Source organism: Paraburkholderia sp. SEWSISQ10-3 4, from assembly GCF_030464785.1.
Lineage (GTDB): Bacteria > Pseudomonadota > Gammaproteobacteria > Burkholderiales > Burkholderiaceae > Paraburkholderia > Paraburkholderia aspalathi.
The window spans coordinates 98,486-113,392 of sequence record NZ_JALPRI010000017.1 but is presented as its reverse complement, the minus strand read 5'-3'; the positions used below and the strand labels follow the sequence as shown (position 1 = coordinate 113,392).

General features: G+C 60.7%; 13 protein-coding genes. 7 read left to right on the top strand and 6 right to left on the bottom strand.

The window, feature by feature from the left end; translation table 11 throughout:
- Positions 1 to 39: 39 nt before the first annotated feature.
- The 3 genes from boxB to M0D68_RS26330 all read right to left on the bottom strand — a co-directional run bounded on the left by boxB (position 40) and on the right by M0D68_RS26330 (position 4,351).
- On the bottom strand, positions 40 to 1,467 hold the full coding sequence (gene boxB / locus M0D68_RS26340) for a benzoyl-CoA 2,3-epoxidase subunit BoxB (RefSeq protein ID WP_093643119.1): 1,428 nt from the start codon (positions 1,465 to 1,467) through the stop codon (positions 40 to 42).
- Between the two features lie 101 nt (positions 1,468 to 1,568).
- Positions 1,569 to 3,239: a 2,3-epoxybenzoyl-CoA dihydrolase gene (gene boxC / locus M0D68_RS26335; protein ID WP_266225832.1), complete on the bottom strand. Its 1,671-nt coding sequence runs from the start codon at positions 3,237 to 3,239 to the stop codon at positions 1,569 to 1,571.
- A 116-nt stretch (positions 3,240 to 3,355) separates the two neighbouring features.
- The gene (locus tag M0D68_RS26330) at positions 3,356 to 4,351 is read right to left on the bottom strand and encodes a helix-turn-helix transcriptional regulator (protein WP_266225857.1); all 996 of its coding nucleotides are present in this window, start codon (positions 4,349 to 4,351) and stop codon (positions 3,356 to 3,358) included.
- A 184-nt stretch (positions 4,352 to 4,535) separates the two neighbouring features.
- Between M0D68_RS26330 and M0D68_RS26325 the strand changes: the two genes are divergently transcribed.
- From M0D68_RS26325 to M0D68_RS26310, 4 genes are all read left to right on the top strand, one after another.
- Positions 4,536 to 5,009, top strand: coding sequence for a DUF4863 family protein (locus tag M0D68_RS26325; protein WP_266225830.1), 474 nt, complete (start codon positions 4,536 to 4,538; stop codon positions 5,007 to 5,009).
- Between the two features lie 95 nt (positions 5,010 to 5,104).
- Positions 5,105 to 6,697: a benzoate-CoA ligase family protein gene (locus M0D68_RS26320; RefSeq protein ID WP_266225828.1), complete on the top strand. Its 1,593-nt coding sequence runs from the start codon at positions 5,105 to 5,107 to the stop codon at positions 6,695 to 6,697.
- 8 nt (positions 6,698 to 6,705) lie between these two features.
- Entirely contained in the window at positions 6,706 to 7,536 is an 831-nt protein-coding gene (locus M0D68_RS26315) for an alpha/beta fold hydrolase (RefSeq protein ID WP_200651107.1), read from the top strand.
- A 474-nt stretch (positions 7,537 to 8,010) separates the two neighbouring features.
- Positions 8,011 to 8,889 (top strand): prohibitin family protein, encoded by an 879-nt coding sequence (locus M0D68_RS26310; RefSeq protein ID WP_093643137.1) that lies wholly within the window; start codon positions 8,011 to 8,013, stop codon positions 8,887 to 8,889.
- A gap of 56 nt (positions 8,890 to 8,945) precedes the next feature.
- On the opposite strand, the gene M0D68_RS26305 is transcribed toward M0D68_RS26310, so the two are convergent.
- The 3 genes from M0D68_RS26305 to M0D68_RS26295 form a co-directional block, all read right to left on the bottom strand.
- Positions 8,946 to 10,316 (bottom strand): gluconate:H+ symporter, encoded by a 1,371-nt coding sequence (locus M0D68_RS26305; protein ID WP_093643140.1) that lies wholly within the window; start codon positions 10,314 to 10,316, stop codon positions 8,946 to 8,948.
- Positions 10,317 to 10,396: 80 nt separating this feature from the next.
- Positions 10,397 to 11,512, bottom strand: a complete 1,116-nt coding sequence (locus tag M0D68_RS26300) for a porin (RefSeq protein ID WP_200651138.1) — start codon at positions 11,510 to 11,512, stop codon at positions 10,397 to 10,399.
- A 161-nt stretch (positions 11,513 to 11,673) separates the two neighbouring features.
- Positions 11,674 to 12,876, bottom strand: coding sequence for an aminotransferase class V-fold PLP-dependent enzyme (locus M0D68_RS26295; protein ID WP_211707853.1), 1,203 nt, complete (start codon positions 12,874 to 12,876; stop codon positions 11,674 to 11,676).
- 118 nt (positions 12,877 to 12,994) lie between these two features.
- Here M0D68_RS26295 and M0D68_RS26290 point away from each other — a divergent pair, with 118 nt between their 5' ends.
- From M0D68_RS26290 to M0D68_RS26280, 3 genes are all read left to right on the top strand, one after another.
- A complete protein-coding gene (locus tag M0D68_RS26290) occupies positions 12,995 to 13,858 on the top strand; it encodes an IclR family transcriptional regulator (protein WP_200651105.1) in 864 nt (287 codons plus the stop codon).
- A 105-nt stretch (positions 13,859 to 13,963) separates the two neighbouring features.
- Positions 13,964 to 14,425 carry a RidA family protein gene (locus M0D68_RS26285; RefSeq protein WP_054040495.1) on the top strand — a complete coding sequence of 154 codons (462 nt, stop codon included), beginning with the start codon at positions 13,964 to 13,966 and terminating at the stop codon, positions 14,423 to 14,425.
- A 137-nt stretch (positions 14,426 to 14,562) separates the two neighbouring features.
- Positions 14,563 to 14,886: a hypothetical protein gene (locus M0D68_RS26280; RefSeq protein WP_211707852.1), complete on the top strand. Its 324-nt coding sequence runs from the start codon at positions 14,563 to 14,565 to the stop codon at positions 14,884 to 14,886.
- Positions 14,887 to 14,907 lie beyond the last annotated feature (21 nt).

The window sequence follows — 14,907 nt, the reverse complement described above, 5'->3', positions numbered from 1 at the left end:
TCGTGCGAATACGACGCCGCACGTTTTCAATCGCCGTGCTCAGTTGAAGCGCACGTATTCGAAATCGACCGGCTGACGGTTCACGCCCATTGCCGGCGGCGCAATCCAGTTCGCGAACTTGCCCGGCTCGACGACGCGACCCATCAGCGAGGCGACATACGCACGATCTTCCGGCGAGGCGAGCCACTTTGCTTCATTAGCGGCCCATTCGGTTTCGCTGATCACGCGGCCGTCCGGCGACACACGCGTACCTGCAAACGTGCCGATCTGCCGGTTGAACGCTTTATGCGGCACTGTCATGCGGAAATCGATGCCAGCCTTCTCGAGCACCTTGTTCCAGCGGCCGACACCCGCCACCGAATCTTTAATGTAGTCGTCGCGCAGCACTTCATTCATCGCGTTGAGCATCGGCACTTCGCGCTCGACCAGTTTGCCGTCCTGCACGTCGAGCAGCTTGTAGCTTTGACCGTTCAATTGATGATCGTCGTCGCGCTTGTTCTCTTCATAGCGGCCCTTCAGGCCCGAGCTATAGAACGTGGCCGCATTAGACGAATGATCGGCGCCGAACAGATCGATCGTCACCGAGTAATGAAAGTTCAAGTAGCGCTGGATGGTCGGCAGATCGATCACACCCGCCGCGCGAATCTTCGCGACGTCGTCCGTGCCCAGTTCGTTCATCACTTGCGCCGTGCGCTGGATCACGCGCGACACACCCGATTCGCCGACGAACATGTGATGCGCTTCTTCGGTCAGCATGAACTTGGTGGTGCGCGCCAACGGATCGAAACCCGACTCGGCGAGCGCCGACAACTGGAACTTGCCGTCGCGGTCGGTGAAGTACGTGAACATGTAGAACGCGAGCCAGTCGGGCGTTTTCTCGTTGAAGGCGCCGAGAATGCGCGGATTATCTTCGTCACCAGAACGGCGGCCGAGCAATGCTTCTGCTTCCTCGCGACCATCGCGGCCGAAGTAACGGTGCAGCAGGTACACCATCGCCCACAGGTGGCGGCCTTCTTCCACATTCACCTGAAACAGGTTGCGCAGGTCGTACATCGACGGCGCGGTCAAACCCAGATGCCGTTGCTGCTCGACCGAAGCCGGCTCCGTATCACCTTGCGTGACGATAATTCGGCGCAGATTCGCACGATGCTCGCCAGGCACGTCCTGCCACGCAGCCTCACCCTTGTGCTCGCCGAAATGAATCTTGCGGTCCTGTTCGCCGGGCGTGAGGAAAATGCCCCAGCGATAGTCCGGCATCTTCACGTGATCGAAATGCGCCCAACCGCCCGCGTCGACACTCACCGCCGTGCGCAGATACACGTCATAGCCATGCGAGCCTTCAGGGCCCATATCGCCCCACCATGACAGAAAATTCGGCTGCCATTGCTCCAGCGCGCGTTGCAGTGCACGGTCGTCGGCGAGATTGACGTTGTTCGGAATCTTTTCGCTGTAGTTGATCGTAGACATGGTCGGTTCCTTGGTCGGAATACAGAGCTTGCGGATGAGAGGCGCGTATCAGGCAGGTGGCGTCGGTTGCGGTTACGTCGCGTCGCGTCGCGTCGAAAGAATCAAACGCGCGAGACGTCGAATTGCGCCTTGCTGCCTTTGCCGTACACCTTGAGCGCGCCCTTCTCACCCACTGCGTTCGGCCGGTTAAAGATCCAGTTCTGCCATGCGGTGAGACGCCCGAAAATACGCGTCTCCATCGTTTCCGGGCCGTTGAAGCGCAGATTCGCTTCCAGTCCGGTCAATGCATCCGGCGACATCGCCGCGCGCTCTTCGAGCGCGATACGGATTTCGTCGGCCCAATCGATATCGTCGGGCGACGCGGTCACGAGACCGAGGCGCTCGGCTTCAACAGCCTTGATCGCCTGGCCGATCTTCGAGCGCACCGCGTCGAGCGGCTCGGCTTCTTCATAGAAGCGACGAGCAAGACGTGATTGATGCGTGACCATCGGATAGAGACCGAAGTTGACTTCCGACAGCGTGATCGCCGGTTCTTCGTCTTCGTTGCTCGGTAGTGCCGCCATATAGCTGCGGTCGCAGGCAAACGCGAGTTCCGCGAAGGTGCCTGCAAAGCACGAACCCGGCTCGATCAGCGCGAACAGCGAACGCGACGATACGTCGATACGTGCCAGCGTGCGGCGCAAGAGGCCGATGGTTTCGCGCACGAACCAGTGGTCCTTGTGCTGCATCAGCGTAGCGTCGGTGGCGAGCAGATTACGGGCATCGCCTTCGGTCTTGAAGACCCAGGTGCCGACCTCAAGCTCGTTAGTGCGCATCGAGAGGATCGCATCGTCGAGTTCGCGGGCGAACTGCAATGGCCACCAGCTCGTGCCGGCGGCGACGATCGCGTCGATCTCGGCAGGTTGTCCGGCTTGCGGCGCTTTCGCCGTGAAAGTAGCAATGCGCTTCGCCCGATCGATCGTGACGTCGAGCGTTTTATAAGTCAGGCCGTCTTCGCGGTTGGTGCGTTCGATACGCGTGAGCACCACGCCTTGTGCATCCGACGGGCGATCGCTTTGTTCGGCGAGTTCGAGCGCGCGCGCCTGAATCGTCTGATCGAACTGATTCGGCTTCACGACTTCATCCACGAGACGCCATGCTTTCGCCCGCTCACCGCGAATGCCTTCGACTACAGTACAGAAGATGTCCGCACGATCGTGACGCACCTTGCGTTTGTCGGTAACACGCGTCAGACCGCCTGTACCCGGCAGCACGCCCAGCAACGGCACTTCCGGCAGCGAAACCGACGACGAGCGGTCATCCACGAGATAGATCTCGTCGCAAGCGAGCGCGAGTTCGTATCCGCCACCGGCGCATGCACCGTTCACGGCGGCGAGAAACTTCAGACCTGAATGACGCGATGAATCTTCGAGACCGTTGCGCGTTTCGTTGGTGAATTTGCAGAAGTTGACCTTCCAGGCGTGCGTGGACAAACCCAGCATGAAGATGTTCGCGCCCGAGCAGAACACGCGATCCTTCAAGCTCGTCAGCACCACCGTTTTGACTTCAGGATGCTCGAAGCGGATGCGTTGTATCGCGTCGTGCAGTTCGATGTCGACGCCAAGGTCGTATGAATTCAGCTTCAGCTTGTAGCCGTCCCGGATCCCGCCGTCCTCGGCGATGTCGATGCCAAGGGTTGCGACAGGACCGTTGAAACTCAGCTTCCAGTGCTTGTACTGAGAGGGATCGGTGCGGTAGTCGACCGGCGCGATTGCGGTTTCTGCTGTGGGCATGGGGCGTCTCCTGACTGGACGATGCAAAACTTGTTTTTTGAACAATAGTGCATCGTCATCCCCGAGTAAAGCACTTTAGTGCATGTTTGCTAGTAAACCCTAGCTCGCACTGCATTTCAACTCACCCGTACTTCGTCCGGCGATTCTGCCGCGAGCCTTGCAGCCAGCCGGTCGCGCAGCTGCAAATAGGCGTCGGCCAAGGTTTTTTCGCTGGTGTCGAAGGTCATATCGGCGCGGCCGTATAGTTCGCTACGCCCCGCCAGGATGCGCTTCAGGTCATCCATCGCCTCCTTGTTGCCGGACATCGGCCGCAGGTCGCCTTGCGCGACGACGCGGCGCATATGCTCTTCCGGCGTGGCCTGCAGCCATACGGTAAAGCAGTGCGACAGCAGCGCGTTGAAGGTGCCCGACTCCGACACCAGCCCCCCCGGCGACGCGATCACGGCGCGCTCGTGCTCGCGAATCACCGCCTCCAGCGCGCGGTGTTCATAACGCCGGTAAGCGCTTGCACCGTAAAGCGAATGAATCTCCGACGGCGGACAACCGGCCAGCTGCTCGATCACGCGGGTCAGCTCGACGAACGGCACCTTGCGCTCCTGCGCCAGCATCCGGCCGAAGGTCGACTTGCCGGCCCCGCGCAGGCCGATCAGCGCGATCCGATCCTTGCGATGCGGATCGCGCGGCGCCTGCGCGAACATCTCGGCAAGCGCCACGCGGGCGCGCTGCAGCGCCGCCTGATCGCGCCCTTGCAGCAGTTCGCGGATCAGCAGCCATTCGGCGGAAGCAGTAGTTTCGTCGCCGATCACTTCGGCCAGCGGGCAGTTCAGCGTCGCCGCGATTTGCCGCAACACCAGCACCGATGCGTTGCCCACGCCCGATTCCAGATTCGCCAGATGACGCTCCGACAAGCCGGTTTCAGTCGCCAGCGTCTTGCGTGTCATGCCGCGGCGCGCGCGCAGCAAACGCACGCGATCACCCATCGCGGTTAGAAAAGGATCGCGCTCCGCCCCACGCTCAGCCCCACTGTCGGCACCGCGGCTGGCCCCGGCAGCGCGGCTCGCGTCCTCATCGGCAGGATCGTCCAGCGACGTGGAAGAGTAATTTTGGTTCATGTTTAACTGCCTATTGAATACATTACATGTACTATAGTGCTTGACATGGCATTGGTGAACAGTTAATTTTCGCCAAATATTGATCCAATAACAAACGCTGTCGAGGTTTTTCGGCGGCGTCACGGAGACGGCGCAACGGCACGCATGAATTAAGGTGCGTGCGCGTGCTGATCTGGAGGCTTGCATGTCCCCACATGACTTTCAACGCCTGATTGCGGGCGTGACAGAGCAACTCGCCGGCCGCCCGCTCGACGGCACGCTGACCACGTGGCTCAACGACACCTATCCCGCAAACGGCGCCACCTTCCGCGAACTGGCGGATGCCTGCCGCACCGGCGTGGTCGAAGGCTGGCTGTGCAATCGCGAAGGCGGCGGCATTCGTTATGGCCGGATCTTCAAGGCCTTGCCGGAGACCCACGGCTTTTCCGTCGACGTGGTCGATATGAAGGATATTGCCGGTCCGCATCACGTGCATCCGAACGGCGAAATCGATCTGATCATGCCGCTCACCGAAGGCGCTACCTTCGACGGTCATCCGGCAGGTTGGTGCGTGTACGGTCCCGGCAGCGCGCATCGGCCGACCGTTGCGAATGGGCAGGCGCTGGTGCTGTATCTGCTGCCGCAAGGCGCGATCGAATTCACGCCCACCGCAGCGTAGCGGCACGAGACAAGCTTCACGCAATCAAACAGTAAGCATCGAGCGGATCAAGAGCACATAACCGCCAGACCGCCCCCACCCGATGGAGGAGACATATGGAAGCCCTGCTGGAAACGGCTGCGAGTCGGCCCGCCCCGACTGTCGAACCGCCGCCCGCGCTATTCAATTTCGCGGCCTACCTGTTTGGACTGAATGAAGCGCGCGCCGCCAAGACTGCCTATATCGACGACACCGGCACGACCACCTACGGCGAACTCGAAGAACGGGCCCGGCGCTTCGCAAGCGCACTGCGCACGCTTGGTGTGCATCCGGAAGAACGCGTGCTGCTGGTGATGCTCGACACCATCGAACTGCCAATCGCCTTTCTCGGTGCGCTCTATGCGGGCGTCGTGCCGGTCGTCGCGAACACCTTGCTCACCACGGCCGACTATGTGTACATGCTGACGCACAGCCATGCGCGCGCCGTGATCGCATCCGGCGCATTGCTGCCGAATGTCACGCAGGCGATGGATACGACCGAACACGACGGTTGCCAGTTGATCGTTTCACAGCCGCCTGAAGGCGAGCCTGTAACGGCGCCATTGCTTAAAGATCTGATCGACGCGGCCACACCGGCCACCAAGCCTTCTGCGACAGGTTGCGACGATATCGCGTTCTGGCTGTATTCGTCCGGCTCGACGGGCAAACCGAAAGGCACCGTCCATACGCACGCAAATCTGTACTGGACTGCCGAGTTGTACGCGAAGCCGATTCTTGGCATCGTCGAAAGCGATGTGGTTTTCTCGGCGGCCAAGTTGTTCTTTGCATATGGTTTGGGCAATGGCTTGACGTTCCCGCTTTCGGTTGGCGCCACGGCTGTATTGATGGCCGAGCGTCCCACCGCCGACGCGATTTTCACGCGCCTCGTGCGGTATCGCCCGACCATTTTTTACGGCGTACCGACGCTCTACGCGAGCATGCTCGTCTCGCCCAACCTGCCCGCGCGCGCCGATGTCGCGATGCGCGTGTGCACCTCGGCGGGCGAAGCGCTGCCGCGTGAAATTGGCGAGCGCTTCACCGCGCACTTCGGCTGCGAAATTCTCGACGGCATCGGTTCGACCGAGATGCTGCATATCTTCCTGTCGAATCGCGCGGGCGAAGTCGAGTACGGCACCACGGGCCGGCCCGTTCCCGGCTATGAAGTCGAATTACGCGACGAAGCCGGACATCCGGTGCCCGACGACGAAGTCGGCGATCTGTTTATCAAAGGACCGAGCGCGGCACTCATGTACTGGAGCAATCGCGAGAAGTCGCGCGCCACGTTCCTCGGCGAGTGGATCCGCAGCGGAGATAAGTACCGTCGTCTCGCGAACGGCTGTTACGTGTACGCGGGCCGCAGCGACGACATGCTGAAAGTGAGCGGCCAGTACGTATCGCCCGTCGAAGTGGAGATGGTTCTGGTGCAGCACGACGCGGTGCTGGAAGCCGCGGTGGTCGGTGTCGATCACGGCGGCCTCGTGAAGACCCGCGCGTTCGTGGTGCTGAAGCGTGAATTCACACCGTCTGAGATACTCGCGGATGAGTTGAAGAATTTCGTCAAGGGACGGCTCGCGCCGCACAAGTATCCGCGCGATATCCTCTTCGTCGACGATTTGCCGAAAACCGCTACCGGCAAGATTCAACGCTTCAAACTGCGCGAACAGTCATAAGGTGATCCATGCAGAACCCCGCAACCGCAACCCTTGCTAGCGAATTCGCAGAACTGCCCGCCACGGCATCGCATGGGCCGTTGCGCATCGAATATCGCTGGGTGAATGAAGCGGCGGCCAATGCACCGATCGCCGTCTTCCTGCACGAAGGACTGGGTTCCATCGCGATGTGGCGCGACTGGCCGCAAGCCTTGTGCGAGCGGCTCGGCATGCGTGGTCTCGTTTATTCGCGACCCGGCTATGGGCTATCCACGCCGCGTGCGCACGACGTCAAATGGCCGGTCGATTTCATGACCTCACAAGCGCGCGACATCCTGCCCGCTTTGCTCGATGCGCTCGATATCGGCGCACAGGAACGCAAGCGCATGTGGGTGATCGGCCATAGCGACGGCGGCTCGATCGCGCTGCTCTATGCGGCGCAGCATCCGGATGAATTGGCAGGCGCGATAGCAATCGCGCCGCATGTATTCGTCGAAGACATATCTGTGGAAAGCATCGCGCAAACCAAGCAACTCTACGAGACCACCGATCTGCGCAGCAAGCTAGCCCGCTATCACGCCGACGTCGATTCCGCGTTCTACGGCTGGAACGATATCTGGCTGAATCCGGCGTTCAGGGAATGGCGCATCGTGGATGAACTCGCCGCCATCCGGCAACCTTTACTCGCAGTGCAAGGCCACGACGACAACTACGGCACCATGGCGCAGATCGATACGATCGGCGAGCGCGTGCCGCATGCGCAATTGGTGAAGCTCGATGCTTGCGGACACTCGCCACATCGCGATGCACCGGATGCGTTGAATGACGCGATTGCGGGGTTCGTTGCAAAACAGCGCTAGCCCGAAACGACCGCACCGAAACGCCGTACAACTGCGCCGCCCCCGGCGCAGTTTTTTATGCGACATAAATAGAAAAGCGTGCCACTCGCAAAGCACCTCCACGATCAAGCGCTTTAATCCCCCGCTCTAAAAGATACCGTTGCACAAGCATTCAATATGCTTGTAGACTTCGCCACAACTTCGCTGATTTCCTTAATCACCAGAAACATAAAAAACAACAAATTCGCTTAATGATTTCGCACCGCTTCAATGCAAACGAACAAACTGGCGTTCTTTGATAACACTCGGTCATACGGTCTATTGAGTGCGCTCATCGCGCCGCGCCGGGCGGCTCAGCCAGTTCGTTCCCATTTCAGATTCGCCAAACGCTCTTTCCGCTTTCCGTCTCACCTCCGCATAAGGCCGGTCGAACGACGTGTGTAACCAACCGGTCTTTCTCTCCTTTTGTGTTCTCTCACCTGATAGATCATCGACATGGGCCAGATTATTGTTGTTCTTTTCTTCGCCGCCATTATCGGCGCGGCAGCTGTATTCGCTTCTAAATCGCTGCGCAAAGACCATGAGCCGCAAATGCGCTACGGCGTTATCACATTCGTCCTGGTTGTAGCTGTCGGCATGCTGTTTTCGTGCTTTACGCAGGTCTCGCAATCGCGCATCGGCGTGGTAACAACCTTCGGACATATCGAATCGGACACGCTGTCCGAGGGCCCTCACCTCGTCAGCCCGGTATCGCGCGTGCATGAGGTATTCATTGGACTCGACGTCGCCAAGGTAGAAGGCGCGCAAGCTGCATCGAAAGATCTGCAGTCGGTGCATACCGACCTGACGATGAACTATCGCGTCGATCCCAACAAGGTTCGCGCACTGTTTGCGATGGCGCCGTCGCTCGAATATGAGGCGTCGTATGTGCAGCCTGCGATGTTCGAAGTGTTCAAGGCGGTCGCCGCGCGCTACACCGCGGAAGAACTCGTCACAAAGCGCCAGCAGGTATCGACCGACATCATGAGCGGCTTGATCACCAAGCTCAAAGGCTACGGCTTTCTGATTCAGGACATCAACATCACCAACTTCAAGTTCAGCGCCGCATTCGATCAGGCGATCGAGGCGAAGGTCACCGCCAGCCAGCGCGCCGAACAGGCCGAGCGCGAACTCGCGCGCGTGAAGTTCGAAGCGGATCAGCAGATTGCCAAGGCACGCGGTGAAGCGGAATCGATCGCGATTCAGGCGCAGGCCGTCAAGACCAACGGCGGACAGGAGTATCTGCAGTTGCAGGCGATCAATCGCTGGGACGGCAAGCTGCCGACCTATATGGGCGCCGGTGCGCCGCTGCCTTTTCTGAACATCGAGAAGTAAGGCGCAACGTGGCCGCTGCCCGATGGATGGGCAGCGGCGTTTCTACCTCTCCCCGCTCAAATCACGGTCGAAAGTCCCAACGTCAATACGAGCGCCGTGACCGAAATGATCGTTTCGCAAACGGTCCACGTCTTGAAGGTTTGCGGCACAGTCATCCCGAAGTACTCCTTCACCAGCCAGAACCCGCCGTCGTTCACGTGCGACAGAATCAGCGATCCCGCGCCGGTGGCCAGCACCAGCAACTCGGGCCGCACACCGCCCGCCGTACCCACCGCCGCTGCCGCGATCGGTGCAATGATGCCGGCCGCCGTTGCCATTGCCACAGTCGCCGAACCCGTCGCCACACGAATCAACGCCGCCACCAGCCACGCGAGAATCAGCAGCGGCACATGCGCGCCCGTCGCGACATCGACGATCGCCTTCGACGCGCCGCTATCGATCAGGATGCGCCCGAAGCCCGCGCCCGCTCCCACCACCAGCGTGATACTTGCCGTCGGCGCCAGACACTCGTTGGTGAACTTGAGGATCTGCTCGCGATTAAAGCCACGCGACTTGCCGAACGTGTAGAAGCTCAACAGCACGGCCAGCAACAGAGCCATGTCAGGATGGCCGATCAGACGCAGCGCGTTGTTCATCGACGATTTGGCCGGCACAATCAAATCCGCCCAACTGCCGACCAGCATCAACAACACCGGCAACAGCACCGTCAACAACGTAATGCCGAAGCCCGGCAGTTCCTGATGCGAGCGCTTCGCGTCCTGTTCGATGAACTGCTGCGCCATCGGGTTAAAGCCGTCGAGCACGACAAAGCGCGCGATCAGCTTCGAGAACAGCGGGCCGGCCACAGCCGCGGTCGGAATGCCGACAATCAGCGCGTAGAAAATCGTGTGACCGATATCCGCGTTGTAGGCCGTGACCGCGAGCAACGCAGCCGGGTGCGGCGGAATCAGACCGTGCACGACGGACAAACCCGCCACCATCGGAATGCCGACGCGAATCATCGACGTACCGGTCCGCTGAGCGACGTTGAATGCAATCGGAATCAGCAGCACGAAACCGACTTCAAAAAACACCGGCAGGCCGACGAGGAACGCGATGCACATCATCGCCCAATGCACGTTCTTCGGCCCAAACAGGTCGATCAGCGTACGCGCGATACGTTCCGCACCGCCCGATTCGGCCATCATCTTGCCGAGCATCGTACCGAGCCCAACCACGATGGCAATATGGCCAAGCGTTCCGCCCACGCCGGTTTCGAACGACTTGAGAATCGATGTCGCCGGCATACCGACGGCAAGTGCCAACGCCACCGACACCATCATCAACGTGATGAACGGATTCATCTTGAAGCGCGCGATCAACACGACCAGCGCGATGATGGCAATCAATGCATAGACGAGTAACAGACTTCCTTGAACGGTCGCCATAGGTGCTCCTGAAGAGAAAGAGCCGCGCCGCAGCTTCCGTTAGCCGGAATGTTGTATGCGCAGCGGCGCGGGCGACAGACTTAGAACTTGTGACGGATGCCGGCGACGGTCACGAACTGGCCGTTGTTGCTCGACGGATTCGAAATGCCTTCGACCCATGCGTGCGAACCGGACGCGCGTTGGTAGATGCCGTTCAGGTAGAGGTCCGTGGTCTTCGACAGAAAGTACTCGCCGCCCACGCTCAGCTGGTTGTAGTGAGCGTTGGTTGCCGTAGTGCCGCTGGTGTTCTGCGTCGTGTAGATGTAGCCGAGCGCGAGCAAGGTAGCCGGCGTGAACTGATACTTCAGGCTGGCTTCGTAGTTGGCGAAACGCAGGCTGCCGCCGCTCAACAACTGGAACTGCGAGTTCGTGTACAGCAGCGCGACGGTTGCCGGGCCGAACACGTACGAACCGCCCGCGCCCCACACCTGGTTGCGCTTCACGCCGCTGATGATCGACGAACTGGTGCTGTAGTAGTTGTCAGACGGCGCCGCACCCGCGGTGCTGGTAGCCGGCTGATTGACCAGCGAGTATGCCGCGTCCAGGTGCAGCGGACCGTTCACGTAATCGGCGCCGACGCTCCATGCGCGATTGTTGGCGAACTCACCCGCCGTGTTCGAGAACGCGTACATTGCGTTCGCGGTGAAACCCGCATAGGTCGGCGTGGTGTACTTGACCGCATTGTTGGTGCGGTACGTGTTGTTGATATCGTCGTTGTCGTAGATCGCGTTGCCATACTGGCTCATCGCGCCGACGCCATTGATCTGCATGTTCGACAGATAGTCCTGCACGCTGTTGTACTGACGGCCGAGCGTGATCGTACCGGCCTTGCTGTTGGAGAGCGCCACCCATGCGCTACGGCCAAAGATGCGGCCGCCCTGACCGGCTGCGCCACTCTCCAGGCTGAAGCCGTTTTCGAGCTTGAACAGAACCTTGTTGCCGCCGCCCAGATCTTCGCTGCCGAGCAGGCCCCAACGCGAGCCCTGCACATTACCCTGCGTCGCCTGATAAGCCTTCTCACCCTTCTGATTATTGGTGAAGGTAAAGCCGGCATCGACAATGCCGTACAGCGTCACGCTGCTTTGTGCGTGGGCGGCCTGCGCGGCGAGTCCGGCGGCAGCGAAAGCGATGGCCGTACGAAGAATCTGCTTGTGCATCATGGTTTCCTCAAGTCGAAAGAAAAGCGAACGCCGGTCACACAATGGTGTTCCGGCGATATGAGTAGTACTAAGCGGGCAAGTCAAAGCGGCACCGGAATTAAATCCGGCGCTACGGTCAAACAACGGTCATCGATCAATCGATATGAACCGGGAGAGAATCAACCCGGCCAATTACGGCGCGCCGCAATGCGGCGCGCGTCGCGCTGGTAAAACGGCGTAACCACGGGTTCGGGCGACTGTCGTGCGCGCTCGAGCTCGGCAGTCAGCCGCGCCAGTACGGTCTGCTCTTCGCCCGGGTGCAGATTGCACGGGTCGATGAAAAAGAAATGCAGTTCCGCTTCATGATCACGCACGATCACCGGCGCCTCGCCTTCGGACGGCCGCGCGAGCGCATCGGCGAGATCCCATGCAGTGATACGGGCCTGCCGGGGATCGATATGCAGTTTCAGACGATCGAGCGGATTGCCGGTCGGGTCGGCGTCGATCTCAGCCCAGACGCCGTCGCAACGATTCAAGGTCTCGCGCCACAGCGTGAGATAGCCGCGTTCGCGAGCGCGAACCGCGACATGGTCGCGCTGCTGCCATTGTTCGAGCGCGGTAATCGCGCCCACAATGCCTTCCTTGCCGACTTTCATGCCGCGGCCAATGCCGCCGTTCTGGAAATACGCGGCACGTACCAGCGTTTTCTTGCCCGCGACGATGCCGGCAGTCAGTCCGCCAAGAAATTTGTGCGCCGAATAAAGCGCAAAATCAGCGCCGGCTTCGATAAAGCGTTTGAGGTCGTATTCGGAAGCCGCGTCGACGATCACAGGCACACCCTTCGCGTGCGCAACCGCAATGAATTCTTCGAGCGGGATCATGCCGAATTGCACCGTATGATGCGAAACCACGTAAAGCGCCGCAGCCGTGCGTTCGGTGATGCCGGTATTCAACTGGTAGCCGTGCGCTTCGGTTGCCGCGCCCACCGGCACGACGCGCGCGCCGGACAAACGGATCGCCTGGTCCACCGGTGCGCCATAATTGACGAGGTGACCGGTTTGAATCACGACTTCGTTGCGCTGCAGGGCGCTCGTATCGGGCAGCCGTTCGATCAGGCCGTGGTCGTCGCCCGTCATGGTGGCAGCGATGCACAGCGTGATCGCCGCCGAGCACGACGCGGTGATATACCCGGCTTCGCTGCCGCACGCCTCGGCAATCGCCGCTGAGGCTCTGCGTTGCAGATCGTCGATCTCGACGAATTGCGGCAGCACCTGCGCCACCGCGTCGATTACCGGCGCGCTGACAATGGACGCGCCCAGACTCGTCATCGTGCCTGAAGCATTGATGACAGGGCGTAAGCCAAAGCGAGAGCGAATGTCCATGAAGCGCCTCCGACCGGGTATTTCTTAATTATGGAATATATGTTGTAATTGCGGATCAGTCTAGCATACAATCACCCTGCGTCAACTGGACAAAAACATCTCGCGTCAGAGGAGCACGATGGCTCGCACGTCCCGACCTTCCGCGTCCGAAGCAGTACCCGCGGCGGCTTCAGCCAGCACCGAAGCACAGGCTGAAGCTGCCGCGCCGCGCACGCGCACCAGCGCGATCGAGCGCGCCGTGCAGATTCTCGACGCACTCCAGCAGGCAAACCGCCCGGCCACCGCGTATGAAGTCGCGCGCATGGTCGGCGCGCCGCTGTCCACCGTGTATTCGATCATCAACGATCTGGTCGAGAAGAACCTGTTGGCGCGGCGCATGGACGGCACGATCTGGCTCGGCTCGCGTCTGTACGGTTACGGTTTGACGTACGCCAGCTCGCTCGACTACCTCGCGGTCGCTCATGAAGAAATGCAGCGGCTCTCCGCCGAAGTCGAAGAAACCGTGCAGGTCTGCGGACTCGAAGACGGCATGATGGTCGTCCAGCAAATGGCCGAAGGGCCGGGCCACTTCCGTGTGACCTCGCGAGTGGGCAGCCGCGTGCCGCTCAATTGGACCGCGTCGGGACGCTTGCTCGTCGGGCACCTGCCGGATGCCGAACGGGTCGCGTTTTTTGCGCAGCACGCGCAAAGCTCGCCTACCGGTCGCGCGGAAACCCGGCCGCAAGTGCTCGCGCAGATTGCCCGCGAGGCGCTGGAGGCGCGGCTGTCGATTCAGATCGGCGAATCGGATGCGTCCGTGGCGTGTCTCGCGGCGCCCGTGCTCGACAACACCGGCGCGTGCGTTTTCACGATTTCGATCGTGATGCCCGAGGCGAAAGCCGAGCTTGGCACCGAACGGTTCGCGCAAGCCGTCCAGGCGGTGGCCGCCCGGATCGAAGCACGTCTCGGCTGGCGGCATCGCGAGCAGGACCCGGCGGCGTAAGGCCGCCCCGGGCCCGAAGCACGAAGAAGCATTAAAGAAGCATTAACTCCAAACCCGCACGCAACGCTGACTCCTTAAAGACCGCTCACCATCACTTCCCCACCGATGAACTGCTACGACCGGCTGCACACGCGCGGCCTCAAGCTCCCGCAAGTGCCGACGCCGATCGGCAATTTCACGCACTGCACGCGCGAGGGCAATCTGCTGTTCCTATCCGGCCAGGGTCCGCTCGACGAATCCGGCTCGCTGATGACCGGCAAGGTCGGCGCCACCGTCAGTGCGGACGAAGCGTACCGGCACGCTCAGATGGTCGGCCTGAATCTGCTTGCCGTGCTGCATAACGAACTGGGCGATTTACGGCGCGTGAAGCAGGTCGTCAAGCTGCTTGGCATGGTCAACGCGGCGCCGGATTTCACCGAGCATCCGCGCGTGATCAACGGCTGCTCGGATCTGTTCGTCGATGTATTCGGCGATGCCGGTCGGCATTCCCGCTCGGCGGTCGGCGTGGGCTCCCTGCCGGGCAATATTACCGTCGAGATCGAGGCGATCGTCGCGATCCAGGATTGACCGACGCCCAATTCTCAACAAATACCCAAATTTCCACATCTTCACAAAAGTTACACAGGTAAGCGACTATTCTTGCGCATCGCTGACCTGGGCGCGTGGATGCCCTGGCGCATCCTCCCCGTGCCGGAGACATTGCCATGTCTGTTGTGTCGAAGCCGTCCATTGCCTTCTATCGCAAACGTTTGGCGGGCGCACTGGCCGCCGTGTCGCTCTGCATGCTGCTCGGCGCTTGCGGCAACGACGATCCCGCACCGGACACGGGCACCACCAGTTCTACCGACGGCGCCGGCGATAACGGCGGCGCTTCACAGGTTCTGTCAGCGAATCCTTCTTCCGCTTCACCCGCGTTACCCGCAGTCACGATTCAAACCCCAGCACTGCCCGCATCAAGCGCCGACGCGGCGCTGTCCGCTGCCGCTTCGACGCCGCTCGCTACACCCGTCATCCACACCGTAGATTGAGTTCCGCGCCCCATGCGGCGC